General features: G+C 64.4%; 25 protein-coding genes. 13 read left to right on the forward strand and 12 right to left on the reverse strand.

From position 1 onward, the window contains the following. Positions 1–18: 18 nt before the first annotated feature. The 4 genes from glpX to TSB10P1A_RS19020 form a co-directional block, all read right to left on the reverse strand. On the reverse strand, positions 19–1,017 hold the full coding sequence (glpX, locus tag TSB10P1A_RS19005; protein WP_186389526.1) for a class II fructose-bisphosphatase: 999 nt from the start codon (positions 1,015–1,017) through the stop codon (positions 19–21). A gap of 37 nt (positions 1,018–1,054) precedes the next feature. Next, the gene (locus tag TSB10P1A_RS19010) at positions 1,055–2,377 is read right to left on the reverse strand and encodes a homoserine dehydrogenase (protein ID WP_186389527.1); all 1,323 of its coding nucleotides are present in this window, start codon (positions 2,375–2,377) and stop codon (positions 1,055–1,057) included. Positions 2,378–2,428: 51 nt separating this feature from the next. Then, the gene (locus tag TSB10P1A_RS19015) at positions 2,429–3,646 is read right to left on the reverse strand and encodes an LL-diaminopimelate aminotransferase (RefSeq protein WP_186389528.1); all 1,218 of its coding nucleotides are present in this window, start codon (positions 3,644–3,646) and stop codon (positions 2,429–2,431) included. Positions 3,647–3,841: 195 nt separating this feature from the next. Then, entirely contained in the window at positions 3,842–4,366 is a 525-nt protein-coding gene (locus TSB10P1A_RS19020; RefSeq protein WP_186389529.1) for a hypothetical protein, read from the reverse strand. 162 nt (positions 4,367–4,528) lie between these two features. Here TSB10P1A_RS19020 and TSB10P1A_RS19025 point away from each other — a divergent pair, with 162 nt between their 5' ends. Together TSB10P1A_RS19025 and TSB10P1A_RS19030 are read left to right on the forward strand one after the other, a co-directional pair. Then, on the forward strand, positions 4,529–6,334 hold the full coding sequence (locus TSB10P1A_RS19025; RefSeq protein WP_186389530.1) for an alpha/beta hydrolase: 1,806 nt from the start codon (positions 4,529–4,531) through the stop codon (positions 6,332–6,334). A gap of 236 nt (positions 6,335–6,570) precedes the next feature. Beyond that, on the forward strand, positions 6,571–7,098 hold the full coding sequence (locus tag TSB10P1A_RS19030; protein WP_208984677.1) for a DUF6653 family protein: 528 nt from the start codon (positions 6,571–6,573) through the stop codon (positions 7,096–7,098). 48 nt (positions 7,099–7,146) lie between these two features. Here TSB10P1A_RS19030 and rocD read toward each other — a convergent pair whose 3' ends face one another. Next, positions 7,147–8,361: an ornithine--oxo-acid transaminase gene (rocD, locus tag TSB10P1A_RS19035; protein ID WP_371515145.1), complete on the reverse strand. Its 1,215-nt coding sequence runs from the start codon at positions 8,359–8,361 to the stop codon at positions 7,147–7,149. Positions 8,362–8,387: 26 nt separating this feature from the next. Beyond that, positions 8,388–9,341: an arginase gene (gene rocF, locus TSB10P1A_RS19040; protein WP_244293184.1), complete on the reverse strand. Its 954-nt coding sequence runs from the start codon at positions 9,339–9,341 to the stop codon at positions 8,388–8,390. Between the two features lie 187 nt (positions 9,342–9,528). On the opposite strand from rocF, the gene TSB10P1A_RS19045 reads away from it, so the two are divergent. Next, positions 9,529–9,951 (forward strand): Lrp/AsnC family transcriptional regulator, encoded by a 423-nt coding sequence (locus tag TSB10P1A_RS19045; protein WP_186389533.1) that lies wholly within the window; start codon positions 9,529–9,531, stop codon positions 9,949–9,951. A gap of 67 nt (positions 9,952–10,018) precedes the next feature. On the opposite strand, the gene rpsI is transcribed toward TSB10P1A_RS19045, so the two are convergent. The 3 genes from rpsI to TSB10P1A_RS19060 all read right to left on the reverse strand — a co-directional run bounded on the left by rpsI (position 10,019) and on the right by TSB10P1A_RS19060 (position 11,608). Further along, positions 10,019–10,495, reverse strand: coding sequence for a 30S ribosomal protein S9 (rpsI, locus tag TSB10P1A_RS19050; protein ID WP_186389534.1), 477 nt, complete (start codon positions 10,493–10,495; stop codon positions 10,019–10,021). A 3-nt stretch (positions 10,496–10,498) separates the two neighbouring features. After that, complete coding sequence (gene rplM, locus TSB10P1A_RS19055) at positions 10,499–10,966, reverse strand: 50S ribosomal protein L13 (RefSeq protein WP_120268039.1); 468 nt, start codon at positions 10,964–10,966, stop codon at positions 10,499–10,501. 228 nt (positions 10,967–11,194) lie between these two features. Next, entirely contained in the window at positions 11,195–11,608 is a 414-nt protein-coding gene (locus tag TSB10P1A_RS19060) for a PaaI family thioesterase (RefSeq protein WP_186389535.1), read from the reverse strand. A 160-nt stretch (positions 11,609–11,768) separates the two neighbouring features. Here TSB10P1A_RS19060 and TSB10P1A_RS19065 point away from each other — a divergent pair, with 160 nt between their 5' ends. From TSB10P1A_RS19065 to TSB10P1A_RS19080, 4 genes are all read left to right on the forward strand, one after another. Continuing rightward, entirely contained in the window at positions 11,769–12,599 is an 831-nt protein-coding gene (locus TSB10P1A_RS19065) for an enoyl-CoA hydratase (protein ID WP_186389536.1), read from the forward strand. 17 nt (positions 12,600–12,616) lie between these two features. After that, positions 12,617–13,138 (forward strand): CoA-binding protein, encoded by a 522-nt coding sequence (locus TSB10P1A_RS19070; protein ID WP_186390070.1) that lies wholly within the window; start codon positions 12,617–12,619, stop codon positions 13,136–13,138. Positions 13,139–13,190: 52 nt separating this feature from the next. After that, positions 13,191–13,373: a hypothetical protein gene (locus TSB10P1A_RS19075; RefSeq protein WP_186389537.1), complete on the forward strand. Its 183-nt coding sequence runs from the start codon at positions 13,191–13,193 to the stop codon at positions 13,371–13,373. A gap of 124 nt (positions 13,374–13,497) precedes the next feature. After that, the gene (locus TSB10P1A_RS19080) at positions 13,498–14,781 is read left to right on the forward strand and encodes an O-acetylhomoserine aminocarboxypropyltransferase (protein WP_186389538.1); all 1,284 of its coding nucleotides are present in this window, start codon (positions 13,498–13,500) and stop codon (positions 14,779–14,781) included. Positions 14,782–14,851: 70 nt separating this feature from the next. Here the strand turns inward: TSB10P1A_RS19080 and TSB10P1A_RS19085 are convergent, their stop codons facing one another. After that, positions 14,852–15,958, reverse strand: coding sequence for a COX15/CtaA family protein (locus TSB10P1A_RS19085; protein ID WP_186389539.1), 1,107 nt, complete (start codon positions 15,956–15,958; stop codon positions 14,852–14,854). A 208-nt stretch (positions 15,959–16,166) separates the two neighbouring features. On the opposite strand from TSB10P1A_RS19085, the gene TSB10P1A_RS19090 reads away from it, so the two are divergent. Further along, on the forward strand, positions 16,167–16,397 hold the full coding sequence (locus TSB10P1A_RS19090; RefSeq protein WP_186389540.1) for a DUF2842 domain-containing protein: 231 nt from the start codon (positions 16,167–16,169) through the stop codon (positions 16,395–16,397). Here the strand turns inward: TSB10P1A_RS19090 and TSB10P1A_RS19095 are convergent. Beyond that, positions 16,372–16,827 (reverse strand): polysaccharide deacetylase family protein, encoded by a 456-nt coding sequence (locus TSB10P1A_RS19095; RefSeq protein ID WP_244293185.1) that lies wholly within the window; start codon positions 16,825–16,827, stop codon positions 16,372–16,374. The genes TSB10P1A_RS19090 and TSB10P1A_RS19095 overlap by 26 nt on opposite strands. Positions 16,828–17,138: 311 nt before the next feature. Between TSB10P1A_RS19095 and TSB10P1A_RS19100 the strand changes: the two genes are divergently transcribed. Further along, positions 17,139–18,353: a GNAT family N-acetyltransferase gene (locus tag TSB10P1A_RS19100; RefSeq protein WP_186389542.1), complete on the forward strand. Its 1,215-nt coding sequence runs from the start codon at positions 17,139–17,141 to the stop codon at positions 18,351–18,353. Positions 18,354–18,436: 83 nt separating this feature from the next. Here the strand turns inward: TSB10P1A_RS19100 and TSB10P1A_RS19105 are convergent, their stop codons facing one another. Beyond that, positions 18,437–20,704 carry an exopolysaccharide transport family protein gene (locus TSB10P1A_RS19105; RefSeq protein ID WP_208987153.1) on the reverse strand — a complete coding sequence of 756 codons (2,268 nt, stop codon included), beginning with the start codon at positions 20,702–20,704 and terminating at the stop codon, positions 18,437–18,439. A 113-nt stretch (positions 20,705–20,817) separates the two neighbouring features. Between TSB10P1A_RS19105 and TSB10P1A_RS19110 the strand changes: the two genes are divergently transcribed. From TSB10P1A_RS19110 to TSB10P1A_RS19125, 4 genes are all read left to right on the forward strand, one after another. Beyond that, the gene (locus tag TSB10P1A_RS19110; protein ID WP_186389543.1) at positions 20,818–21,375 is read left to right on the forward strand and encodes a polysaccharide biosynthesis/export family protein; all 558 of its coding nucleotides are present in this window, start codon (positions 20,818–20,820) and stop codon (positions 21,373–21,375) included. A gap of 126 nt (positions 21,376–21,501) precedes the next feature. Further along, complete coding sequence (locus TSB10P1A_RS19115; RefSeq protein ID WP_186389544.1) at positions 21,502–22,740, forward strand: glycosyltransferase; 1,239 nt, start codon at positions 21,502–21,504, stop codon at positions 22,738–22,740. Positions 22,741–22,754: 14 nt separating this feature from the next. Continuing rightward, positions 22,755–24,296, forward strand: a complete 1,542-nt coding sequence (locus TSB10P1A_RS19120) for an undecaprenyl-phosphate glucose phosphotransferase (protein WP_244293186.1) — start codon at positions 22,755–22,757, stop codon at positions 24,294–24,296. Further along, entirely contained in the window at positions 24,293–25,585 is a 1,293-nt protein-coding gene (locus TSB10P1A_RS19125; RefSeq protein ID WP_186389545.1) for an O-antigen ligase, read from the forward strand. Before TSB10P1A_RS19120 ends, TSB10P1A_RS19125 begins: the two co-directional genes overlap by 4 nt. Positions 25,586–25,599: the final 14 nt, after the last annotated feature.

Raw genomic sequence — 25,599 nt, forward strand, 5'->3', positions numbered from 1 at the left:
GGGATCGGCCTCCGTCCTTCAATCGAGGTGGAACTTGTCGAGCTGGGTGTGGCGCGCCTTGATATAGCGCACCGTGCCCGTCGCCGCGCGCATCACCACCGTGTGGGTGGTGATCTCGCCGCGCCCGAAGCGCACGCCCTGCAGGAAGTTGCCATCGGTGACGCCGGTTGCGGCGAAGAGGACGTCCTCGCCGCGCGCCATCTCTTCCATCGTGTACTTGCGGTGGATGTCGTCGATGCCCATGCGGTGGGCCCGCTCGACCTGCTCGTCGCGGGTGATCACCAGACGCCCCTGCATCTGGCCGCCAATGCAGCGCAGCGCTGCCGCCGCCAGCACGCCTTCCGGCGCACCGCCGATGCCCATGTAGATGTCGATGCCGGTCTCGTCCGGATCGGTCGTATGAATGATGCCGGCCACGTCGCCGTCGCCGATCAGACGCACCGCGACGCCGGTGGCGCGCAGATCCTCGATCAGCCGGGCATGGCGCGGACGGTCGAGCACGCAGGCGGTGATCTCGGCGACCGGCACACCCTTGGCCTTGGCCAGCGCGTTGATGTTGTCGGCCACGGGCGCGTCGAGATCGACCAGATTGGCCGGATAGCCCGGACCGATGGCGATCTTTTCCATATAGCTGTCAGGCGCGTTGAGCAGACCGCCCTTCGGCGCCATCGCAATCACAGCCAGCGAGTTCGGCAGGTTCTTGGCGCAGATCGTCGTACCCTCGAGCGGATCGAGGGCGATGTCGACCTCCGGTCCCTCGCCCGTGCCGACCTTCTCGCCGATATAGAGCATCGGCGCCTCGTCACGCTCGCCCTCGCCGATTGTCACCGTGCCGTCGATCGGCAGGCGGTTCAGCTCCCGGCGCATGGCATCGACCGCGGCCTGGTCGGCCGCCTTCTCGTCGCCGCGGCCGCGCAGGCGGGCAGCGCCAACGGCCGCACGCTCGGTGACGCGGGCAAGTTCCAGGGTCAGGATACGGTCGAGTGCTTCGCTGTGAAGGTCTGCGGTGCTGGGCATCAGGTTTCCTCGAAAGGCGCTTGGCGGGGCGGTTCGGTCAGCCGAGTTTCTCGATGCGGATGAGCTGCGGGGTACCGGCGACGACATTCTGCGCGGAGATCGTCGCGAGCGCCCGCTTCACCGCGGCCTCGGTGGTTTCATAGGTGATCAGGATCACCGGTTGCGGAGTGTCGCCGTGCGGGGTCTGGTCGCCGACGCGGCGGGTTCGGTCGCGCTGGACGATGGACTCCAGCGAGATTCCCTCGCCGGCCATGATCCGGGCGATCTCGGCGAAGGCGCCGGGACGGTCATAGACCGCAAGGCGGATGTAGTAGCCGCCCTCATGCATACGCATGCGCGCCGCTTTGTAGGGCGAGAGCCTGCCGACTGGGCGGCCGAGAGCAGGAATGGCAAGGCCCCGGGCGATATCGGCGATGTCGCCCAGCACCGCCGAGGCAGTGGCGTTGCCGCCGGCACCGGGCCCAACCAGCACGACTTCGCCGACCGCGTCGCCGTCGATGGCGACCGCATTCAGCACCCCGTCGATGCGGGCGATGGCCGAGGCACGCGGCACCATGGTCGGATGCACGCGCTGTTCGATGCCGCTGTCGGTCTTCTGGGCAACTCCCAGGAGCTTGATGCGGTAGCCGAGTTCGCCTGCCGCCTCGATATCGGCGCGGGTGATCGAGGAAATGCCCTCTATGTAGATTGCATCGACGTCGATCTCGCTGCCGAAGGCAAGCGAGGTCAGCAGCGCCAGCTTATGGGCCGTGTCGAAGCCTTCGATGTCGAAGGTCGGATCCGCCTCGGCATAGCCAAGGCGCTGGGCGTCGGCGAGGCATGCGGAGAAGTCGAGCCCCTCCTGCTCCATCCGGGTCAGGATGTAGTTGCAGGTGCCGTTGAGAATGCCATAGACGCGCGAAATGTCGTTGCCGGCGAGCGACTCGCGCACCGCCTTGATGACCGGGATGCCGCCGGCTGCCGCCGCCTCGAAAGCCAGGCTGACGCCGTTCTCCTCAGCAAGACGGGCCAGTTCCACCCCATGGCGGGCGAGCAACGCCTTGTTGGCGGTGACGACATGCTTGCCGGCGGCCAGAGCGGCACGGACACTCGTCTCGGCCGGGCCGCTGTCACCGCCGATCAGTTCGACGAAGACGTCGATCTGCGGTGAAACAGCGAGGTCCTCCGGCCGGTCATGCCAGACGATGCCGGACAGGTCGAGGCCGCGATCACGGGAGCGATCGCGCGCCGAGACGCCGGTGACGGTGACGGGACGACCGCAACGGGCGGCGAAAGTGTCTGCCTTGCGGCCAAGCAGGCGGACGAGAGAGGCACCAACCGTTCCAAGGCCGGCGACGCCGACGCGCAATTCAGCTTTCATGAAGATCGCGATCCGTTTGAGGAGTGGCGCGCCGCAAGACGCGACACGCCCTTAACCCGAGGCTCCGATGGGGATGACGTTGTGCAATTTTTCGTCCGCCGTTTCAAGGAAGCGACGCAGGCTTCTCGCCGCCTGGCGGATGCGCTGCTCGTTTTCCACCAGAGCGATGCGGACATGGGTGTCGCCATACTCACCGAAACCGAGACCGGGGGCGACGGCGACGTCGGCATGCTCGATCAGCAGCTTGGAGAACTCCAGCGAACCGAGGTGACGGAACTTCTCCGGGATCGGCGCCCAGGCGAACATGGACGCTTCCGGCGCGGGCACCTCCCACCCGGCGCGGCCGAAGGACTCGACCAGGATGTCGCGCCGCTTGCGATAGGTCTCGCGCGCCGCAACGATGCAGTCGTCCGGCCCGTTCAGCGCGGCGGAGGCCGCAACCTGGATCGGCGTGAAGGCGCCGTAATCGAGATAGGACTTCACCCGGGCGAGTGCGGCGATCAGCCGCTCGTTGCCGACGGCGAAGCCCATCCGCCAGCCGGGCATGGAGAAGGTCTTCGACAGCGAGGTGAATTCCACCGCCACATCGATGGCACCCGGCACCTGCAGGACCGAGGGCGGCGGCGTCGAGCCGAAATAGATCTCCGAATAAGCGAGATCGGAGAGCACGAAGATGTCGTGCTTCTTCGCGAAGGCGACGACATCGCGGTAGAACTCGATATCGGCCACATAGGCCGTCGGATTGGCCGGATAGCACAGGATCATCGCGATCGGCTTGGGGACCGAATGGATCAGCGCCCGCTCCAACGCGTGAAACACCTCCGGTCCGGGCTCGGACGGGATCGACCGCAGCACCGCGCCGGCCATCAGGAAGCCGAAGGCGTGGATCGGATAGCTGGGATTGGGCACCAGCACCACATCGCCCGGCGCGGAAATCGCCTGCGCCATGTTGGCGAAGCCTTCCTTGGAGCCGAGGGTCGCGACGACCTGGGTCTCCGGGTTGAGCTTCACCCCGAACCGGCGCTCGTAATAGGCCGCCTGCGCCCGCCGCAACCCGGGAATGCCCTTGGACGCCGAATAGCGATGGGTCCGGGGATTCTGGACGGTCTCGGTGAGCTTGTCGACGATGTGCTTGGGCGTCGGCAGGTCAGGATTGCCCATGCCGAGATCGATGATATCTGCGCCTGCCGCGCGTGCCTTCGCCTTGAGCCGGTTGACCTGTTCGAAGACATAGGGCGGCAAGCGCCGCGTCTGGTAGAACTCTTCCATGGTCTAATCCTCACCCGCAAAGCGTGGTCTGCGCGCGCCTCTCGTCCGGGCGCATATGCGGCATCGGCCTGTGCACGACGCCGAACGCCGGCTACATACCAGTGGCCGCGCCGCCGCGCATCGGCAAAAAGGCCTGCGCGCCAAAATATCCGCGCCTGCTGCGACCGAAGACGCCGGCTGCCTTACGAAGCGGGATCAATCGCTGCTGCCGTCCGCCTCGATCTCGGAAATGGCACGGGCACCGTGGCTTTCGCCAAGCTTCTTGAGCTGGATGACGCTACTGGAGTTTGCCGGACGGGATGCCCCGCCGCGCGAGCGGGCAATCTCCTGGAGACGGGTCCGGGTTGCCGCCGCCGCATCCTCGGTGAGCAGCCCATCGGGGCTGCGGATCGGCGCCGCAACCGCAGCGCCCTGCCCCACCCCTTCGATCGTCCCCGTCGGCCCGTAGGCGACCGGAGGCGTCGCGGCCGGCAAGCCCGTGCCGGGGATCGCGACCTCCGGCGAGGGTACACGCGCAGTGGTCGCGGGCGCCATCATGCCGCTGCGGGAGACGCCTTCCGGCTCCAGAGCGTCGACCAGCGTACCGGAGGGCGCATAAGCGCACCCGGCGAGAAGCGCCGAGGTCAAAACAGTGGTGAAGACCGTTGCACGCATGTAACCGTGGTCCTGCACGAATTTCGCGAATGTCACCGCTTGCAAGCTGACCGGGACGTACGACATTGTAAGCGCCTTGTCCAACTTGTCAGTCTTGCGTCATGAAGAACTATTATGGGGTCAAGCGGACACGGGGTGCAAACGAAGGCCGCAAATGAGGTCCGCCAAGACCCGCCTGGGTTGCGGACACAAAGACGACCGGGACCCGAAGTGGAGGATACGCCAGGGATGATTGACGAGAAGACCAGTCCGCTGTTGCAATATATCGTCAAGAATCCGGAGGCTTTTGCGCAGAACCTGGGACGCATCATCGAGAATGCCGGGCGCGCCATGGCGGCCTATGTGGAGCCGCGCGAAAAGGGCGAGATCAAGCCCGAGACCAGCGACGAACTGACGGTGATCTTCAAGACCCTGGCGCAGGTCGGCGAATATTGGATGTCCGACCCGCAGCGTGCGCTGGAAGCGCAGACGCGGCTCTGGGGCAAATATATCGACCTGTGGAACTCGTCCCTGAAGCGAATGATGGGAGAGCAGGCCGCCCCCGCCGCGAGCCCGGACCCGCGCGACAAGCGCTTCGGCGATCCGGAATGGAGCGAGAACCAGTTCTTCGATTTCGTGAAGCAGCTCTATCTCATCACCTCGCAATGGGCCGAGCAGATGGTGGTCGAGGCGGCGGATCTCGATGAGCACACCCGCCACAAGGCGGATTTCTATGTCAAGCAGATCGCCAATGCGCTGTCGCCGTCGAATTTCGTGCTGACCAATCCGGAACTGCTGCGCGAAACGCTGGAGTCGAACGGCGAGAACCTCGTGCGCGGCATGAAGCTGCTGGCCGAGGATATCGAGGCCGGCAAGGGCGACTTGAAGATCCGCCAGTCCGATCCGACCAAGTTCCGCGTCGGCACCAACCTGGCGCTGACGCCGGGCAAGGTCATCGCGCAGAACGACGTGCGCCAGTTGATCCAGTACACGCCGACGACCGAGACGGTGTTGAAGCGGCCGCTGCTAATCGTGCCACCCTGGATCAACAAGTACTACATCCTCGACCTGACCCCCGAGAAGTCGTTCATCAAATGGGCGGTGGACCAGGGACACACGGTCTTCGTCATCTCCTGGGTGAATCCCAACGAGAAACAAGCGCAGAAAAGCTTCGAGCACTATATGCGCGAGGGCATTCTGGAATCGCTCGACGTGATCCGAAAGGCGACGCGCGAGGAGCAGGTGAACGCCATCGGCTATTGCGTCGGCGGTACGCTGCTGGGCGTGACGCTCGCCTATATGGCGGCAACGGGCGATGATCGCATCGCCAGCGCCACCTTCTTCACCACGCAGGTGGATTTCACCCATGCGGGCGACCTGAAGGTCTTTGTCGACGAAGAGCAGATCCAGGCGCTGGAGCGGCGCATGGGGGAGAAGGGGTATCTTGAAGGCTCGAAAATGGCCTCGGCCTTCAACCTGTTGCGCTCCAACGACCTGATCTGGCCCTATGTGGTCAACAACTATCTGAAGGGCCGCGAGCCCTTCCCCTTCGACCTGCTGTACTGGAACTCCGATTCCACCCGCATGCCGGCGGCGAACCACTCATTCTACCTGCGCAACTGCTACCTGGAAAATCGGCTCAGCAAGGGCACGATGGAGATTGGCGGCGAAAAGCTCGACCTCGGCAAGGTGAAGATCCCGATCTACAACCTTGCCACCCGAGAGGACCATATCGCTCCGCCGCAATCGGTGTTCGTCGGATCGCAGTGCTTCAGTGGACCTGTCGATTATGTGCTTTCGGGATCCGGGCATATCGCAGGTGTCGTCAATCCTCCCGTCAGGAACAAGTATCAATACTGGACCGGCGCGCGCCCGAAGGGGGGCTACGAGGACTGGCTCGCCAAGGCGAAGGAGCACCCCGGCTCCTGGTGGCCGCATTGGGACGGCTGGATCCGCAAGCTCGACGGCAACACCACAAAAGCCCGCAAGCCCGGCGCCAACAGGGTCAAGATCATCGAGGATGCGCCGGGCAGCTACGTCAAGGCACTTTCCTGAAGCTGCAGCTTTTCGAAACCATATCGGGCATCCCCGGTGGCACGCGGCGGCCACCTGCGCTAGACTTCCGGGCTTGAGGAAACGCTTGACCCGCACCCGCGCATCCCCTGACAGGGGCCAGCCGGCCGGGTCCGCGAGAGATGCGAGAGATGCGGCAACAGGCCAGACCACGGCCGAGATCGGGGCGCTATTCGGTCTATCGGCCGATGAATGCCGGACGCCTGCGGATGCTTGGCATGGATGCGGACGTTTGGCTCCGGCACGCGAGCGGTTGGAGCGTGTGGACACGCTTTGCCACCCTGCCCCTGCTCTATCTCGCCGTCTGGTCGCATGGCTGGTTCGGCTGGCCGCTGGCCGGCCTGTCGATCGCCACCGTCTGTCTGTGGCTGTGGCTCAACCCGCGCATCTTTCCGCCGCCGCGCCGGCTGAACACCTGGCACGCACGCGCCACCTTCGGCGAGCGGGTGTGGCTCAACCGGGCCGTGGTACCGATCCCGACCGACGACAACCGCAGAGCCATCCTGCTGTCGCTGGCGACTGCGGTCGGCTTCGCGATGGGCATGTGGGGCGCCTTCACACAGAACCTGCCGGTGCTCATCGCCGGCACTATCGTGACCTACGTGGCGAAGATCGCGTTCCTTGCAGGCATGGTGGCGCTCTACGACCGGATGCGCGACGCCCATCCGGTCTATCGTTCCTGGACTGTCGTTCCCGACAACGACAACGCCTCGCGCCAGGATCTCGATCGCCGCACGGCATCGTGACCGTTCACCTCATTCCGGGCCGCCAACACGCGCTGGCACGCAGCCGCTTCAGTGGGCGGCGCGCGTCAGCACCGTGTCGAAGCGCTGCAGCGCCCAGTCGACCTGGTCGGCCGTGATCACCAGCGGCGGGGCGATGCGGATCGTATGGTCGTGGGTGTCCTTCGCCAGGATCCCCTGGGCCCTCAGTTCCTCGCAATAGCCGCGCGCGCCGCCAGCCTCGGGATGAAGCTCGACGGCCAGCATCAGGCCGCGCCCGCGCACGTCGCGCACCGCGTTGGACCGGATCGAGCGCAGGCCCTCGATGAAGCGCTGCCCCTGCCTTTCGGCGTTTTCGATCATGCCTTCCTCGACCAGCACCTGAAGCGCGGCACGAGCAACGGCACAGGCAAGCGGATTGCCGCCGAAGGTCGAACCATGCTCGCCCGGCTGCAGGACGCCCAGCACTTCCGAGTTGGAGAGCACAGCCGAGACCGGATAAAAGCCGCCGGACAGCGCCTTGCCGACCAACGTGACGTCCGCTTCGATGCCTTCGTGCTCCTCGGCCAGCAACTTGCCGGTCCGCCCCAGTCCCGTCTGGATCTCGTCGAGGATCAGCGTGACGTTATGCGCGGTGCAGAGCTCGCGGGCACGGGCGAAATAGCCGGCCGGCGGGATCAGGATGCCGGCCTCGCCCTGGATCGGCTCGACGAGGAAAGCGACGGTGTTCGGGGTGATCGCCTGTTCCAACGCATCGGCATCGCCGAAGGGTACGACGCGGAACCCCGGCGCAAAGGGGCCGAAGCCGGTACGCGCCACCGGATCGGTCGAGAAGCCGACAATGCCGAGGGTACGGCCATGGAAGTTATTGGCGCAGACGATAATCTCGGCCTTCTCCCGCGGTACGCCCTTGACCTCATATCCCCATTTCCGCACCGCCTTGACGGCGCTTTCCACGGCTTCGGCGCCGGAGTTCATCGGCAGGATCTTGTGGGCTCCCGTGAGCCTTGCCAGATCTTCGTAGAGAAGCGCCAGTTGGTCGTTGCGAAAGGCGCGCGAGGTCAGCGTCAGCTTCGCTGCCTGTTCGGTCATGGCCGCAAGGATCTTCGGGTGGCAATGCCCCTGGTTGACCGCCGAATAGGCCGCAAGGCAATCCATGTAGCGGTTGCCGTCGACGTCCCACAGCCAGACGCCCTCACCGCGGGTGAGCACGACGTCGATCGGCTTGTAGTTATGCGCTCCGAGCTGATGTTCGGCGGCGATATAGTCTTCGGGCAGGCGGGTCACATTCGTCTCCATTGATTGGGGCAGCGTCAGGCAAAAGCCTGGGTCGGGCGGTCCATGACGTCCTGGCCGAAGAGGCTGGCGACCAGTTCGGCAAGCGCGATGGCACTGCGGCCGCGTTCGTCGAGGAAAGGGTTGAGCTCGACGATGTCGAGCGACACGGTGACGCCGGCATCCTCCAGCAGTTCCATCACCAGATGCGCCTCGCGATAGGTGGCGCCGCCCGGCACTGTGGTTCCGACGCCGGGCGCAATGCCGGGATCGAGGAAGTCCACATCAAGCGATACGTGAAGAACGCCGTGGTCTTGACTGATTTTCTTCAGGAAGTCACGCATAAGAAGGGAGACGCCGTTCTCGTCGATCTGCCTCATGTCGCAAACGGTGACACCACGGCGGCGCAGCAGTTCGCGCTCCTGCGGATCAATCGACCTGGCGCCGAAGACGCACATGCGGGACGGATCCACGACCGCCCGGGGAGCGTCCGCCATTACGGGAAACAACTCCTCTTCACCCGCGGCGAGCGCCAGCGACATGCCGTGCAGATTGCCGGAGGGCGAGATGGACGGCGTGTTGAAATCGGCATGGGCGTCCAGCCAGAGCACATAGAGCGGCCGCCCCTTCTCCTGCCAGTAGCTGGCGACGCCCGACAGCGATCCCATGGAGAGCGAATGGTCGCCGCCCATGAACACCGGCAGATAGCCCTCGTCGCACAGGCGCCGCGCCTCGCGCGCCAGCGGCCGCACCCAGGAGGCGACCACGTCCGGCACATGCGCCTTGCCCGGCAGGTGAAGCGGGGCAATCGTCTCCAGGGCAAGCGGCGTCACGTCGCCGAAATCCTTGACGGACCAGCCGAGTGCCTCGAGCCGCTCGGCGAGCCCCGCGACGCGCAGGGCAGCCGGCCCCATCGCCGCGCCGCGTCGACCCGTGCCCGCCTCCAGCGGTACGCCAAGAAGCGCGATCGGCTGTGTCCTGTCGGTCGACATGCGTCTGTCTCCTGCCTGCTGTCTCATCCATCAAGGATCCGCCGGGCGATTGAATCCGGCGGCTGCCAGCAACAGCGTAGCTCAGGACGGATGATGTCCGCATGAAGAGTGAGCGAACAGGTGAAAATTCGTCAGATTGACGGTATGATCCGACGATCTGATAAGATCTACCTAGCAAAGTGATAAGATGGACGACCTGGACCGCCGACTCATTGCCCTGTTGCGCCACGACGCGAGGCTTCCTGTCGCCTCGCTTGCCGCCGATCTCGGCGTGTCGCGGGCAACGGTGAAGGCCCGTATCGACCGGCTGACGGAAACCGGCGTCATTCAAGGCTTCACCGTGCGCCTGCGCAGCCACGAGGCGGGCGGGCGGGTGCGGGCGATCATGATGATCGAGGTGGAGGGACACCGGGCGGAATCGGTGGTGCGGCGGCTGCAGGGCTTTCCGGAAGTCCGCGCGCTGCACACGACCAACGGCCGCTGGGATGTGGTCGCGGAATTGGAAACCGACACGCTGGAGGCATTCGATCGGCTGCTCTCCACCGTCCGCTTGCTCGACGGCATCGCCGGTTCCGAAACCAGCATCCTGTTGTCGTCACGCAAAGGGTGACCCATCCTCAAACGCAAACGGCCCGCCAAGGGCGGGCCGTCGAATATCGCAAGGTGATCGGTAAAGATCAGCGCTTGGAGAACTGGAAGCTCCGGCGCGCCTTCCGGCGACCGTACTTCTTGCGCTCCACGACGCGGCTGTCGCGGGTCAGGAAGCCTTCCTTCTTGAGGATGCCGCGCAGTTCCGGCTCGTAATGGGTCAGAGCCTTGGAGATGCCGTGGCGCAGCGCGCCGGCCTGGCCGGACAGACCGCCGCCGGACACGGTGGCGATGACGTCATACTGGCCGTCGCGGTTGGTCAGGACGATCGGCTGGCGCAGGATCATCTGAAGGACCGGACGCGCGAAATACGCGGAGTAGTCCTTCTTATTGATGGTGATCTTGCCGGTGCCGGGCTTGATCCAGACGCGCGCGATGGCGTCCTTGCGCTTGCCGGTGGCATAGGCGCGGCCCTGGGCGTCCAGCTTCTGGACATGCACCGGGGCTTCGGCCTGGGCAGTGCCCAGAGCGCCGCCGAGATCTTCGAGGGACTGGAGCTCAGCCATGGATTAGGCCCTCTTTCCGTCGTTCTTCGCGTTGAAAGCCTTGAAGTCGACCGGAACCGGCGACTGGGCCTCATGCGGATGCGTGGCACCGGAATAGATCCGGAGATTCTTGAGCTGGGCGCGGCTCAGCGGACCACCCGGCATCATGCGCTTCACAGCCTGCTCAAGCACACGCTCGGGGAAACGACCCTCGAGAATGGCGCGGGCGGTGCGCTCCTTGATGCCGCCGGGGAAGCCGGTGTGCCAGTAGTACTTCTTGTCGTAGTACTTCTTGCCGGTCAGCACCGCCTTGTCGGCGTTGATCACGATGACATTGTCACCGCAGTCGATATGAGGCGTGAAGGTCGGCTTGGTCTTCCCGCGCAGCGTGTTGGCGATGAAGGCGGCCAGGCGGCCGACGACAACGCCTTCTGCGTCGATCAAGATCCACTTCTTCTCGACCTCGGCCGTCTTGGCAGAATAGGTCTTCATCGCTGTGGTCCGTCTTTGGTCGCGGGCGCCGCGATCAGTGCGGATCACCCGAGGTCAAGCAAAACGGGCCCCGAAACGGGCCCGCTTCCTGTCGGCGGAGGATGTACGCGGCTTCGCAGGCACTGTCAATGCACTTAAAAACGTCATCTCCAAAAATATATCATTAAAAACAATGCATTACAAAAACGGTATATATATACCACACAAAATCGAAGGCTTTTCCGCCCGTCAGCGGGGCGGAATCGAGTAGGTGGCTGTTGCGTGGGCCACCAGGTCGCCCCCTGCCCGGCCGGCAATGCCACATTCGGTGACGGCAAGGCGCTTGCCGAGCTTCAGCAGCCGACAGGTGCCGACAAGGTCGCCGGGTTCGGGTTTGCGCAGGAAATTCATGTTGAGATTGGTGGTGACGGCCAGCGCGACGGGACCAATATGCGCCAGGATCACCGCATAGGCGGCGAGATCGGCGAGCGCCATCATGGTCGGCCCAGAGATCGTTCCCCCGGGCCGCAGATGCTTGTCCGTAGCCTTCACGGACAAGACCGCCTCGCCCGGCGTCACCGCCTCGATTTCGTAGATGCGGCCGTCCGCATGGATCTGCGGAAACTCGCGATCCAGAAATACGTTGAGCTCGGCTACGGTCATGATCGGCTGCACGGATCCGGTTCCTTCCCTGGAGGTCTTGCTGTTTTGACGCTTTCGTTAACGTAAGCCGGAAAAAGCGACAAGTCCCAGGGGGAACGAAGGTCCGCTTTGTCGCGCCTGCGGCTTGCCCTATAACAAGGTAAAACAGGGAGAAAGCACCATGACCGATGCAACAGCGGCAAAAGCTGCGGCGACCAGCGAGAGTGGGCCGACCGCCCAGGACCTGTCCTTTGGAGTGCTGCGGTTGACGCTGAACCGGCCCGAGCGACGCAACTCGCTCTCCGAAGAGATGATGGCGGCGCTGCAGGACGCGCTCGACGCCGCAGCCGAGAATGCCGCCGTCCGGGTGATCCTGCTGCGTGCCGAAGGCCATGTGTTCTGCGCCGGACACGATCTCAAGGAGATGACCGCCGCCCGCAGTCACTCCGACCGCGGTCGTGTCTATTTCTCCGAGGTGATGAACCGCTGCGCCCGGTTGATGCAGACCATCGTTACCCATCCCAAGCCGGTGATCGCGGAGGTCGACGGCATGGCAACCGCTGCCGGGCTTCAGCTTGTCGCCTCCTGCGATCTGGCGATCGCCAGCGACCGCGCCCGCTTTTGCACGCCGGGCGTCAATATCGGCCTGTTCTGCTCGACCCCCATGGTTGCGCTGTCGCGCAACGTCTCGCGAAAACAGGCGATGGAGATGCTGCTGACCGGCGAGATCATCGACGCCTCGACGGCGCGCGAATTCGGCCTCGTCAACCGGGTCGTGCCAGCCGATTACCTCGCCCAGGTGACAGCGAAATATGCCGAGACCATCGCCTCCAAGTCGCCGCTGACGCTGAAGATCGGCAAGGAAGCCTTCTACGCCCAGGCGGAGATGTCGCTCGTCGACGCCTATCGCCATTGCACCCAGGTCATGGTGGAGAACATGCTGGCCCGCGATGCGGAGGAAGGCATCGGCGCCTTCATCGAAAAGCGGACGCCCCAGTGGAGCGGCGAATGAGAGAGACCGTGAGCAAGATCCAGCACGACACCTATCCGGATGCGTATATCCGGGCGATCCTCGACGACGTGAGGACCATCGCCATGGTCGGCGCGAGCCCCAACGCCGTCCGGCCTTCCTATTTCGTGCTGAAATACATGCTGTCGAAGGGCTACGAGGTCTTCCCGATCAACCCCGGTCATGCCGGCAAGGAGATCCTCGGGCAGAAGGTCTATGCCAGCCTCGCGGACGTGCCATCGCCCATCGACATGGTCGACGTCTTCCGCAATTCGGACGCCGCGCTCGCCGTGACGCAGGAAGCGCTGCAGCTATCCCCTCTACCAAAAGTCATCTGGATGCAGCTTTCGGTCAGAAACGACGCAGCGGCCAGCCTGGCGGAGGCCGCCGGCGTGCGCGTCGTCATGAACCGCTGCCCGAAGATCGAGTATGGCCGCCTGTCGGGCGAAATCGGCTGGACCGGCGTCAATTCCCGCACCCTGTCGGCAAAGCGTCCGGCCTTGAAAGGCGGCTTCCAGCACCGCGGGCTGCGGAAGGACTGAAGCGAACGGCGAGATTCAGGGAATCTTTCCCTCCCTCCCCTAAAAGGAGGGTATGGAAACGCTGCTCGCACCCCTTGCCTCCCCCCTTACGCTCGCCCTGTTGGGAGCGATCATGGTGCTTGTCATCGCCGGCTTCGCGATGATCGCCACCGGAAGACGGGGAGAGCGCTCCTATCATATCGGCTATGACGCGGGCCCATCAGATGCCGACGCAGGCGGCTGCGACGGAGACTGAAGCGCGCGGGGAGCCGCGTTTCGCAAAACTCATTCTCCTCAGATCCCTGAAACGAAATCGCTTTCCTTTGACCTCCTCGCGGGCATCGGCCAGTATGCCGCCGCTTGCAGTCTAGGAGGAATTCATGAGCGACCGCATTCCCGGTTTTTCGACGCTGGCGATCCATGCCGGCGCGCAGCCCGACCCGTCGACCGGCGCGCGAGTGACGCCAATCTACCAGACCACGTCCTTCGTCTTCGACGATGTCGACCATGCCGCGTCGCTGTTCGGGCTGCAGGCCTTCGGCAACATCTACACCCGTATCACCAATCCGACGACGGCTGTTCTGGAAGAGCGCGTCGCGGCCCTGGAAGGCGGCACGGCGGCGCTTGCGGTGGCGTCCGGCCACTCGGCGCAGTTGCTTGCCTTCCACACGATGATGACGCCGGGCGACAACATCGTCGCCGCCAACAAGCTCTATGGCGGCTCGATCAACCAGCTCAACCACTCATTCAAGAGCTTTGGCTGGGAAGTGAGGTGGGCTGACGCGCAGGATCCGGAGAGTTTCGCCGCGCTGATCGACGACCGCACCCGCGCGATCTTCGTCGAGAGCCTCGCCAATCCCGGCGGCGTCGTGGTCGACATCGAGGCGATCTCGAAGGTCGCAAAGGCCCGCAACATCCCGCTCGTCGTCGACAACACGCTGGCGACCCCGTATCTGTGCCGGCCGATCGAGCACGGCGCTGACATCGTGCTGCACTCGCTGACAAAGTTCATGGGCGGACACGGCAACTCGATGGGCGGCGTGATCGTCGACGGTGGCAGCTACGACTGGTCGTCGACCGACCGCTATCCGATGCTGTCGAAGCCGCGCCCGGAATATTCCGGCATGGTGCTGCACGAGACCTTCGGCAACTTCGCCTTCGCCATCGCCTGCCGCGTGCTCGGCCTGCGCGACCTCGGTCCGGCGATCTCGCCGATGAACTCTTTCATGATCCTGACCGGTATCGAGACGCTGCCGCTGCGCATGCAGCGCCACAGCGACAACGCGCTCAAGGTGGCACAGCACCTGGCCGGTCACGACAAGGTCGCCTGGGTGTCCTATGCCGGCCTGCCGGGCGACCCCAACCATGCCAAACAGCAGAAATACATGCCGAAGGGTGCAGGTGCGGTCTTCACCTTCGGGGTCAAGGGCGGCTACGAGGCGGGCGTCGCGCTCGTTTCCAACTGCCAGATCCTGTCGCATCTCGCCAATATCGGCGATACGCGCTCGCTGATCATCCATCCGGCTTCGACCACTCACCGTCAGCTCACCGACGAGCAGAAGACGGCGGCCGGTGCCGGTCCGGACGTCGTCCGTCTGTCGATCGGCCTCGAGGATGTCGAGGACATCATTGCCGATCTCGACCAGGCACTGGCCGCGGTCTGATCGAAAAGCGGTGTGAAGAACGGAAAAGCCGGGCATGTCGCCCGGCTTTTTCATATCTGCGCCGGCACCATCACGTGCGAAGGGCCTCGCTGAAACGCGCCCGCACCCAGAACTCCACGGCGGCGATCATCACCGCGACGATGAAGCCCTGATGGGTAAGCGCCAGCCAGAACGGCACATGGCCAAGCAGGGTGGCGATGCCGATGACCATCTGGACGAGGAGGACGACCAGCACGGCATGCGCCGCGCCGCGCAGATGGCGGGCGGTTTCGCAGCGATAGACCGCCCACATGGCCCATAGCGCGAATCCGACGATCAGATAAGCGGTCAGGCGGTGCTGGAATTGCACGGTCAGCACGTTCTCGAAGTGATTGATCCAGGCCGGCGTCATAAGCCACAGGCCGGAGGGGATGAGGGCGCCGTCCATCAGCGGCCAGGTGTTGAAGGAAAGCCCGGCCTTGAGCCCGGCCACCAGACCACCGAGGAATATCTGCAGCACCAGCAGGGCCAGCAGGAGCTTTGCCGTTCCCACGAAGGGCCGCGCCCCTTGCGGCCGGGCGGCGGCCTCGCGATCGACCGGAACCTGCGCGAGATAGCGGGCGAGCGCGAAGAGATAGATGAAGATCAGGCAGGCAAGCGTCAGATGGGTGGCAAGGCGGTACTGGCTGACGTCGACACGCTCGGCAAGCCCGGAGACCACCATCCACCAACCGACGACGCCCTGCATGCCGCCGAGTACGAAGCCCCCGACCAGCCAGGGCAGCAGCCATTTTTCGATGCGCCCACGCCACCAGAACCATACGAGAGGCACGAAGAAGGCAAGGCCGATCACCCGGCCGAGCAGGCGATGTCCCCACTCCCACCAGAAGATGAACTTGAACTCGTCCAGCGACATGCCCTTGTTGATGAGCTGGTATTCGGGGATCTGGCGATACTTCTCCAGTTCCTCCTCCCACTCGGCAACGGAAAGCGGCGGAATGACGCCGTGGATCGGCTTCCACTCGGTGATCGACAGGCCGCTATCGGTAAGACGGGTCGCGCCGCCGACGACAATCATGGCGAAGATCAGCACGCAGATCGCATAGAGCCAGAGCCGGATCGCCCGGCGGTCGGCCGCGATGCGAGCGTTGGCGTCATCCATCGGAGCGCCGAGCGAGGCTGCCGTCGTGTCGGACATGGGGAGGCACCATATCGTCAAATGAAGGAACGGCGCCAGCGGCACCGCGAGACTGAGCGGGGTTATAGGCACGGGCGGCGAAAGACAAGGTCTTGACGGCAGGGGTCGCTGTGACACATGCACTCAGAACATATCGTTTGGACGCTTGGCCTACCCCTTGCGATTGGGTGCGGGCGACAGGCCGCTTCCACACCGATCCGGAGAGCAGATGCGAAATCCGCTGCGCAAATTCATCGGCATGCTGGTGCTGGTCACTTTCGTGATCGTCTATGCCTTCGTGGCGATGGTCATTGGCGACATGACGTTGCAGCACGCCTCGCTCGCCGTGCAGCTCCTGTATTTCGGGATTGCTGGAATTGCCTGGACGCTCCCTGCCGGCGCCATCATCTGGTGGATGGAGCACGGCTTCCGGATCAGCCGCAGGCGGGATGCGGATTGATCGTGTCGCGCAGGCGCTCGCGCGTCAGCGGATAATGGTCGTGGGTGTGAGAGCCTACTGAAAACGGCGGACCGCGCAGCATCTCGCGCAACTCGTCCCAGATCAGGATCAGTTCCTCGGCCAGAGCCGACAGGTCGACGCCGTGGACAGATGCCAGCCGGCGCAGTTCCAGTTCCAACCGCTGCGAGTTCCCCCAGATCCCGCGCGAACCAGTGCTGCAGGTTGCAGAGTGGCGCTTCAGCACCGGCCAGGCGTGGACGAGATTGTCGCGATACCCGTCGTCGAAGGTCAGCGCAGCGAAACGCGCCCCCGCTGTCCGGCTCCTGCATGCGTGCCACGGCCGTCTCCAGCGGCACGATCTCCATACCGGCAGCACGTATCTGGCGGATCGTATGGTCCAGAAACTCCGATGTGACGGTGAGACGGGCATTGGGGGAACTGACGCGGCGCGCCAGAAGGTCGCACGCTGTGCAAGTAAAAATCACACCTCGCCCGCCAGTCAGTGGCGGCAGCAGGTGGCCGATCCCGCTCCAATGCAGCAGCTTACAGCGTCCAGCCAGCAGGTGACGCCGCAGATCCATGTTTTGACAACCGCCTGAAGCCGGTGACAGTCGCCAGCTTTTTCAACTGGGAGCGGCATATCGACGGTTTCTTTAGAACTCCTTGCTAGTGAAACTGGCAATCGAATGAGAATGCCATCGGGGCAGCAGCAACGAGAGCATCGCGAATCTGGGGGAGACGATGGTCAGGCCGGTCGGGTTGCTCCAGTCGAATGACTGGGATCAGATGGACCTTCAGGCGATGAGGCTGGATGCCATGCTCGAGAACGGCGAATTTTCCGTGCGTGCCCTTCGCGATCCGGCGGAGGCGGCCTGCGCTTGGCGCCATCTCGAAGAAAACGCCTTCGGTACGCTGTTCACGAGTTATGACTGGCTCGCGTCGTGGTACGACCACGTCGGCCGCGCGCGCGGCATCGAGCCGATCATCGTCCTCGGCGAGATTGACGGCGAGCCCGGCTTCCTGTTGCCGCTTGGAGTGATGAAGATCTTCGGCGGCACCTTGCGTCTCGGCCGGTTCCTCGGCGACTTTCACGGCAATCAGAACAGTGGCCTTTGGCGCCGCGACGTGTTCGCGGGCATCCATGGCAAGAGCCTGCACCGCGCGCTCCTGCGCATCGGGCGCGAACACCGGATCGACCTGTTCGACCTCAAGTACATTCCCGCCACCCTGGACGAGCGGGTTCATCCGTTGATAGACCGCACCGCGATCGAAAGCCTGAACGCGGTTCATGCTTTCCCGCTCAAGGCCGACTTCGACACGCTCTACAAGGAACGCCGGAGTTCCAGCGCCCGCAAGAAGCTCAGGATCAAGGAAAAGAAGCTCGCGGAACTGGGAGGCTTGGCCTGGCGCAAGGCGGTCGACACGGAAACGGCCCTGCACTTCCTCGACACGCTGGTTGCGCAACGCAGCGCCCGTCAAGCCACGCACGGCATTCCCAACGTCTTCGAGCCGGCGGATGTCAGAGGGTTCCTCGCCGATCAGATCACAAGCGCGATCCGCGATCGCTCCGAGCACGTGACCATCCATGCCCTGGAAGCTGGCGGGCGGATTCGGGCGACCTATCTGTGCGGCCTGCAATATGGCCGCTACCACGCCTATACCAACAGCATCGACGAGGACGTCGCCGCCTGCAGCCCCGGCGATATCCTGCTCAACCATGTGATTGCAGATGCCTGCCGCCTGGGCGCCCACACGTTCGACTTCGGCCTCGGCGCAGAACGGTACAAGACGGCCTGGGCGGACAAGGAAGTCCTGATGGACGTCGAAATTCCGGTGACGATCAAGGGCTATATCGCACAGAACGGCGTCAAGCAGATGCGCGCCTTCAAACGGCGGATCCGCAGTTCGCCCAAGCTGTGGCAGGCGGTACGGATGATGCGCAGGCTGAAGGGCTGACGCAACCACCCGGCAGGAGTTGCAGAAAGGCCGGGCATCGCCCCGGCCTCTTGCTTTGCCAATCCTGGTGCCGCGCTACCGCCTCACGCTGCCATATCCGCTCGCCCGACGCTGGCGGACCTTCCTGCGCCATCGCTAACGGTTTCCACGATCACCGGAGTGCCGGTCTGGTCCTCGAGCATGCGCATTGCGTCTTCCATCTCGGGATCGGCAGGAGATCCGCCCGACGCCACCACGACTTGATCAGCCATCGCCAGGATCTGGGCGCTGATCAGCGAATCGTCGATCAGCCCGAGGTCGAAGAACACCTGATCGTAGGTGTGGTCGATCGCTTCCATCAGCATTTCGAACCGCTCGTTCTGAGCGAGATCGTCGTCAATCGCCCGTCGCCCCGCCTCGATGACATGCGCGCGCGAGGCTGCATCGCGATAGATCACGCCGGCGAACGAGGCGCTGCCGTCGAGCAGCTCGGCAAACCCCGGCACCGCCTGGGGATCGGCGAGATCCGGGCGGACCTCAAGGAACAACGGCATGACGCCCTCCTCCGCCGCGGCGCGCACGAGACGGAACGTGACACTTTGTGAGATCTCGTCGCTGTCGACGCTGAGCACGGCGATGCGGCGCGGCCGTTCTCGGCTGGGCGCAACAAGCGGCCCGTCGAGACCAGACGCCGGGGCGGATCTGGCGATGTCGGACGGCGTCTCTTCCGCGGTCGACTGGGACTTCACGGCAAGGGAAGCGCCCACCGCTGCGCTTGGCGTCCAGTCATAGGAGAAGGTCGGCGTGCCGGCACCATAGGCTGCCCCTCCCCGCCCCGTTGACGCGGAGCGCGTTTGCGAAGCGGATGCAGCCGCAACGGGATGGTCCGCCTCCTCCGTCTCCACGATACGGGTCACGAAAGCGCGCCCGGAGACGAACTGGCCGAGAATCACCGACATCGCCGACAGCATCAAGGTGACGAAAGCGGCAATCGCCACCGTCTGCGGCACCTTCGGAGAGAAGGGCTCCAGCGGGACGGTTGCTCGTGAGATGACGCGCGCGTCGGCGCCAATAACGCTGGCGTTGCGACGCGTATCGGCCTCGCGGTAGCGGGTCATCAACTGGTCGAGCTGTGTCGTCTTGACCGCTGCCTCACGCTCCAGATCGCGCAGGCGGACCTGATCGTCGTTGGAACGGGCCGCGCGCGTCTTGAATTCCTCGAGCGTTGCCTGAAGCGAGGCCACACGCTCCTGTTGGATACGCGCCTCGTTCTCCAGCCCCGCCGCGACACGTCCCGCCTCCTGGCGAATCTGCCGATCGAAGTCATCAAGCTGGGACCGCAGCGCCCGGAGCTGCGGATGGTTCGGCAGCAAGGTGGTGGAGAGCTCGGCAATGCGGGCCTGGAGTTCCACCTGACGCTCGCGCAGACGCTGGATAAGCTGGGAGTTCAGCACGTCCTGCATGCCGTCGAGCGACCCGCCGCCACTGAGCTGGGCGCGGATCAGCTTCGCCCGCGCCTCGGCCTGCGACTGGGCCGCGCGGGCGTCGGAAAGCTGTGTTCCAATCTCCCCGAGTTGCTGGCGATCCAGCGTCTGATTGTCGGCGCCGAGCAGGAGATCGTTCTGCGAACGGAAATCCTCGACCCGCTTCTGCGCCGCCTGAACCTCCTCGCGCAGCCGCTCGATCTGCGGCTCCAGCGAGGCCGCGGCCATGTCCGTCGTCTCGCGCTTCACCGATGATTGCAGGTCGAGATACTCCTCGACCACCGCATTGGCGACCCTGGCGGCGAGCTCGGGATTCTTGGAGACATAGCGGACGGAGATGACCCGGGAGCCATCCACCCGAAACACCTCGAGATTGTCATAGAAGACCTTGAGCACCCGCTCTTCGCGGGTATTGCTGCCGGGATCGCGCATCACGCCGAGCGCGACGAACATGTCCTGGATCAGGCTGCTGGAGCCTGCTTCGAACTCGGGAATGCTGGCAAGATCGAGCCGTTTGGCCACCCGGCGCAACAGATCGCGCGACTGCAAAAGTTCGACCTGGCTGGCGACACCCTCGTTGTCGAGAAGCGCCCGCTCCTCCTCTGCGCCGCGCGCTTCCCCAGGATAGACGACGTTCGACGTCTCGATCAGCACCTTCGATTCGGCCCGGTAGCGGGAGGGTACGACTTGCAGAACCAGGAAAGTCACGAGTGCGGCGCCGACCACAAGAGGCAGCAGCCAGCGAAGCGACCGGCGCAAGGCGCCAAGGATCGCCGAAAGGTCGATCTCGACGCGCTCGTCGACGCCGGGCGGTCGGGCGTCAGGTGCGTGCGGCTGGTTCATGCTCGCTACTCCGGAAGGGTGTCTGCGAGGATGATGACGATTCATGGTAAGCGGAGAGTTAACCTCCCGAGCCGTGCGCACAGCATCGCGCTTGCCCGATTCACCCCAAGTTAACCACGTTGCGGAAAAGAATGGCGCAGTCGCTTCAGGAGATCGGAATGTTCACGCGCCTCATCGCCGTTCTTTGCCTGGCCCTGACGGTCGCCGCGTGCAGCGGATACCGGCAACCGCCAACGGCGTTCCACGACATCCTCACCAAGCCCTACAGGCTTGACTCCAGTGATGTGTTGCGGGTGATCGTGTTCGGTCAGCAGGATCTCAACAACACCTACACGGTGGATCAGGCCGGCTATGTCGCGATGCCTCTCATCGGCAGTGTCGCGGCACGCGGACTGACCGTCCGCGAGCTTGAGGCCCAGATCACGAATCGCTTGAAAAACGGATACTTGCGCGATCCAGACGTCTCGGTTGAAGTTGCCACCTACCGTCCCGTCTTCGTCATGGGCGAAGTCGCCGCCGCCGGCCAGTACCCTTATGTGGCGGGCATGACGGCGCAGAATGCCATCGCAACGGCGGGCGGGTTCACGCCCCGCGGTCAGCAGTCCTCGGTCGACATCACCCGCCAGATCAACGGCGAGGTGATCAGCGGGCGCGTGCCGATCACCGACCCGGTCCGACCGGGCGACACGATCTATGTGCGGGAGCGATTCTTCTAACCCACCCGAGGGTTTCGCATTTTTGGCGGATTAACCTGCGACTCATCCCTGTCTGCTAAGGTTCAGGTTGCATGATCCGGAAAGATAATCCGGACGGGCAGCCGCGTTGAGCCAGGGAGTTTCCAGATGACCGCCGCGCCCTTGCGCATCGTTCACATCGTCCGCGCCCCGATCGGCGGGATTTTCCGACATATCTCCGACCTTTCGCTGGCCCAGACGCGGGCCGGTCATCAGGTCGGAGTGATCTGCGACGCCTCCACCGGCGGCCCGTTCGAAGCCGAGGCCATCGCACGTCTTGCCCCGCAGCTTGCCCTCGGCATCGCGCGCTTTCCGATGCGTCGCCAGGTAACCCCCGGCGACCTGCGTGCGGCATTGTCGCTGTTTCGGCATGTGCGCGATCTCAAGCCCGACGTCCTGCATGGCCATGGCGCCAAGGGCGGGGTCTTCGCCCGTTCGATCGGCACCTTGCTGCGGCTGCGCGGCCGCAAGGTCACCCGGATCTACTGCCCGCATGGTGGCAGCCTCCACTACGATCCGCGCGGGATCGAAGGACGCATCTATTTCGCGCTCGAGCGCTTGCAGGAGCGCTTCACCGACGGACTCATCTTCGTCTCGGACTACGAGTACTCTGCCTACGAATCAAAGGTCTCCATGCCCAAGGTGGCCGCTCGGGTCGTCTATAACGGGCTGGCACCGGAAGAGTTCTCGCAAGTGCGGCCGCAGGCCGACGCCGCCGATTTCCTGTTCATCGGCATGCTGCGCGACCTCAAGGGGCCGGATCTGTTCATTCAGGCGCTGGCGCATATGGAGAGCGTCCACGGCATGAAGGCCCGGGCTGATATCGTTGGCGAGGGCGAAGATCGTTCGCGCTACGAAGCGATGGTCCAGGCGCACGGCCTTACCGACCGCGTTCGCTTCCTCGGCGCCATGCCCGCCCGCGAAGCCTTCCGTCTCGCACGCTGTGTCGTCGTTCCCTCCCGTGCGGAGGCCATGCCGTATATCGTGCTGGAGACGGTGGCGGCCCAGATGCCGCTGATCGCAACCCGCGTCGGCGGCATTCCGGAGATCTTCGGCCGCTTCGCCGACAAACTGGTAACGCCGGGCGATGCGGAAGAACTGGCCAGCGCCATGGCTGCGGCCTTCCGGGATCCGGATACCATGTGCCGGCGCGCGGAAGGGCAGCGCAAGTGCCTGTCCGAGACCTTCAACGTCGAACTCATGAACGATCGCATCACCTCGCTCTATCTGGAGACGCGCGGGGTGAAGCGGCAGGACAAGGCGGGACGGAGCCCGGACGCGCCGACGCTGGCTGCCGCCAGCGCCCTGGCGAACCGGGATGCCGGCGCGTCGGGCAGGCGCGAATGAAAGAGGCAAAGGAAATGCCCCCGCATCATACCGCGCAACTGCTGCAGAACGTCATGCCAAGCACGTCGGAGACGGAGGGCGAGAACAGCACCCCGCTGACGAACACCAGCAAACTGTCGCCGCTCGCGATCAAGATCGCCAGCGGCCTGCAGACCTCCGTGGTCTCGCCGACAGTGCTGGGCGGCACCGTGCGACTGGCCGACCTTGCCATCGTGGCGGCCTTCGGCTTTGCCTCCCTGCATTCAGGCGGCATTCCGGTGGTCTCGTCGACCGCATTGTTGTCGGTCGCTGCGGCGCTGCTGCTCTCCTCCGCCTTCTTCCAGGCCTCGGACTGTTACCAGATCCCGCTGATGCGCAACATGGTGGCCCAGGCCGCACGCATGGTCATCGCCTGGACCCTGGTTTTCGTGACCATGTTCATGGCCAAGACATTCGGCAACGTGATGCGGGGCGTGCCGGGCGATCTGCTGATCCTCTGGTACGGGTTCGGACTGGCCACATTGCTGACGGCGCGCACGCTGGTGACGATTTTCGTGCGCAAATGGACGCGCGAAGGCCGGCTGGAGCGGCGGGCGGTGATCGTCGGCGGCGGTCAGGTTGCCGCAGACTTCATTCACGAAATCGAGCGGCAGCCGAACAACGACATCCGCATCTGCGGCCTGTTCGACGACCGCAAGGGTGACCGTTCGCCGGATATCGTCGCCGGCTATCCGAAGCTTGGGACGGTGAGCGACCTTGTCGAGTTCGCCCGCATCGCTCGCATCGACATGCTGATCGTCACGATCCCGCTGAGAGCCGAGAAGCGCTTGCTGGAGTTCCTCAAGACCTTGTGGGTCCTGCCGGTCGACATCCGCCTGTCCGCCCATACCGACAAGCTGACCTTCCGCGACCGCGCGTCTTCCTTCATCGGAACCGTGCCGATCGTCGACGTGGTGCACAAGCCGCTTGCCGACTGGGACAGTATCGCCAAGCGCGCCTTCGACCTCATCGTGGCGAGCCTGATGATCGTGCTGCTGTCGCCGGTCATGATCGCCACCGCATTGGCGGTAAAGCTGGACAGCAAGGGACCTGCCCTCTTCCGCCAGAAGCGCTATGGCTTCAACAACGAGGTGATCGAAGTCCTCAAATTCCGTTCGATGTATCACGAGATGGCGGACCCGGCCGCGAAGAAAGTGGTGACCCGCAACGACCCGCGGGTGACCCGCGTCGGCCGCTTCATCCGCCGCTCGTCGCTGGACGAATTGCCCCAGCTTTTCAACGTTCTCAAAGGCGATCTGTCGCTGGTGGGGCCGCGCCCGCATGCGGTCAATGCCCACACGAACGAGAAGATGTGGGACGAGGTGGTCGACGGCTATTTCGCGCGCCACAAGGTCAAGCCCGGCGTGACCGGCTGGGCCCAGATCAACGGCTGGCGCGGCGAGGTCGACACGCCGGAAAAGATCCAGAAGCGCGTCGAATATGACGTCTATTATATCGAGAACTGGTCGATCCTGTTCGATATCCGCATCCTGCTGGCAACGCCCTTCGCCCTGTTCAAGTCGGAGAACGCCTATTGAGCACGGCCGCCCATCGCGGACTTGCCGGAGCTCCCACCGCTCCGATCCGGCGTAGCGGCGGCCTGCGCATCGATACGCGGCTGATCGGCACGCTCGCGCTCTGGCTGGTGACCTTCCTTGGCGGATTCGTGCTGCGCGAGCCCGCCCCTTACGAGCTGGCGATGGTGGTCGTGCTGTCGGGCTGGCTGCTGTCCGGCCCGCGCTTCTCCCCCGCCCTCGGCCCTCTTCTGCTGGTGATCGTGCTCTTCGTCTGCGGCGGTCTGCTCGGAACGTTGATGTCCGACAATTTCGGCGTTGCGATCATGTATATCGCCGTCACCGGCTTCCTGGCGTTGACCTCCGTCTTTTTCGCCTCGGTGGTCGCAAGCGATCCCTCCCGTCTGGCAACCATCGCCAATGCCTACACGGCGAGCGCGGTCATCGTTGCGCTCCTTGGCATCGGCGGCTATTTCGGCCTGCTTCCCGGCAGCCTCTTCACCCTGTACGGCCGCGCCAAAGGCACGTTCCAGGACCCCAATGTCTTCGGCCCCTTCCTGGTGCTGCCCTGGACCATCGCCCTGCACACGGTGCTGACCCGCCCGCTTGCCCGCTCGGGAATCGCAATCGCGGTGCTCGGTGTCCTGAGCTTCGGTATCCTGCTCAGCTTCTCGCGCGCGGCCTGGGGGCTTGCCGCGTTTGCCGCTATCGGCCTTTACGTGATCCTCTTCTGCATGACGCGGGAGCGCGGGGAACGCGCGCGGCTGATCCTGTTCGGAGCCGCCGGCGTTCTCGCCGTCCTTGCGCTGATCGCTGTCGCGCTGTCGGTCGAGTCCATCTCCGGAATGCTGCTGCAGCGTGCCAGGCTGGTGCAGGACTACGACACGGCGCGGCTCGGCCGTTTCGCGCGCTATACGCTCGGCTTCCAGATGGTGCTCGACCGGCCGTTCGGGCTCGGTCCCCTGCAGTTCCGCAATTTCTTCCCCGAAGACGAGCACAATACCTATCTGAAAGCCTTCACAACCTACGGCTGGCTCGGCGGCGTCGCCTATCTCTCGCTCGTCGCCTTCACGGCGATCCGGCTGTTCCCGCTGGTCTACCAGCGACGCCCGTGGACGTGGGCCGCGCAATGCGTGTTCGTGGTGCTGTTCGGTCACATGCTGATGTCGGCGATCATCGATACCGACCGCTGGCGCCATCTCTATCTGCTCTACGGCCTCGCCTGGGGTCTGATCGCCTGTGAATATGCGTGGCGGACCTCGGCCGCCAAGCGCCTGTCTTCCGCCGGGATGAAGGCCGCTCGCGAGCGTTGATTGCGGTTCTTAAG

It is taken from the genome of Stappia sp. TSB10P1A, assembly GCF_900185725.1.
GTDB lineage: Bacteria > Pseudomonadota > Alphaproteobacteria > Rhizobiales > Stappiaceae > Stappia.

What these genes read in the sequence shown, in the direction of transcription:
- glpX (WP_186389526.1), bottom strand. Translation starts at nt 1,017, where the DNA reads ATGCCCAGCACCGCAGACCTTCACAGCGAAGCACTCGACCGTATCCTG.
- TSB10P1A_RS19010 (WP_186389527.1), bottom strand. Translation starts at nt 2,377, where the DNA reads ATGAAAGCTGAATTGCGCGTCGGCGTCGCCGGCCTTGGAACGGTTGGT.
- TSB10P1A_RS19015 (WP_186389528.1), bottom strand. Translation starts at nt 3,646, where the DNA reads ATGGAAGAGTTCTACCAGACGCGGCGCTTGCCGCCCTATGTCTTCGAA.
- TSB10P1A_RS19020 (WP_186389529.1), bottom strand. Translation starts at nt 4,366, where the DNA reads ATGTCGTACGTCCCGGTCAGCTTGCAAGCGGTGACATTCGCGAAATTC.
- TSB10P1A_RS19025 (WP_186389530.1), top strand. Translation starts at nt 4,529, where the DNA reads ATGATTGACGAGAAGACCAGTCCGCTGTTGCAATATATCGTCAAGAAT.
- TSB10P1A_RS19030 (WP_208984677.1), top strand. Translation starts at nt 6,571, where the DNA reads ATGGATGCGGACGTTTGGCTCCGGCACGCGAGCGGTTGGAGCGTGTGG.
- rocF (WP_244293184.1), bottom strand. Translation starts at nt 9,341, where the DNA reads ATGTCGACCGACAGGACACAGCCGATCGCGCTTCTTGGCGTACCGCTG.
- TSB10P1A_RS19045 (WP_186389533.1), top strand. Translation starts at nt 9,529, where the DNA reads ATGGACGACCTGGACCGCCGACTCATTGCCCTGTTGCGCCACGACGCG.
- rpsI (WP_186389534.1), bottom strand. Translation starts at nt 10,495, where the DNA reads ATGGCTGAGCTCCAGTCCCTCGAAGATCTCGGCGGCGCTCTGGGCACT.
- rplM (WP_120268039.1), bottom strand. Translation starts at nt 10,966, where the DNA reads ATGAAGACCTATTCTGCCAAGACGGCCGAGGTCGAGAAGAAGTGGATC.
- TSB10P1A_RS19060 (WP_186389535.1), bottom strand. Translation starts at nt 11,608, where the DNA reads ATGACCGTAGCCGAGCTCAACGTATTTCTGGATCGCGAGTTTCCGCAG.
- TSB10P1A_RS19065 (WP_186389536.1), top strand. Translation starts at nt 11,769, where the DNA reads ATGACCGATGCAACAGCGGCAAAAGCTGCGGCGACCAGCGAGAGTGGG.
- TSB10P1A_RS19075 (WP_186389537.1), top strand. Translation starts at nt 13,191, where the DNA reads ATGGAAACGCTGCTCGCACCCCTTGCCTCCCCCCTTACGCTCGCCCTG.
- TSB10P1A_RS19080 (WP_186389538.1), top strand. Translation starts at nt 13,498, where the DNA reads ATGAGCGACCGCATTCCCGGTTTTTCGACGCTGGCGATCCATGCCGGC.
- TSB10P1A_RS19085 (WP_186389539.1), bottom strand. Translation starts at nt 15,958, where the DNA reads ATGTCCGACACGACGGCAGCCTCGCTCGGCGCTCCGATGGATGACGCC.
- TSB10P1A_RS19090 (WP_186389540.1), top strand. Translation starts at nt 16,167, where the DNA reads ATGCGAAATCCGCTGCGCAAATTCATCGGCATGCTGGTGCTGGTCACT.
- TSB10P1A_RS19095 (WP_244293185.1), bottom strand. Translation starts at nt 16,827, where the DNA reads ATGCCCGTCTCACCGTCACATCGGAGTTTCTGGACCATACGATCCGCC.
- TSB10P1A_RS19100 (WP_186389542.1), top strand. Translation starts at nt 17,139, where the DNA reads ATGGTCAGGCCGGTCGGGTTGCTCCAGTCGAATGACTGGGATCAGATG.
- TSB10P1A_RS19105 (WP_208987153.1), bottom strand. Translation starts at nt 20,704, where the DNA reads ATGAATCGTCATCATCCTCGCAGACACCCTTCCGGAGTAGCGAGCATG.
- TSB10P1A_RS19110 (WP_186389543.1), top strand. Translation starts at nt 20,818, where the DNA reads ATGTTCACGCGCCTCATCGCCGTTCTTTGCCTGGCCCTGACGGTCGCC.
- TSB10P1A_RS19115 (WP_186389544.1), top strand. Translation starts at nt 21,502, where the DNA reads ATGACCGCCGCGCCCTTGCGCATCGTTCACATCGTCCGCGCCCCGATC.
- TSB10P1A_RS19120 (WP_244293186.1), top strand. Translation starts at nt 22,755, where the DNA reads ATGCCCCCGCATCATACCGCGCAACTGCTGCAGAACGTCATGCCAAGC.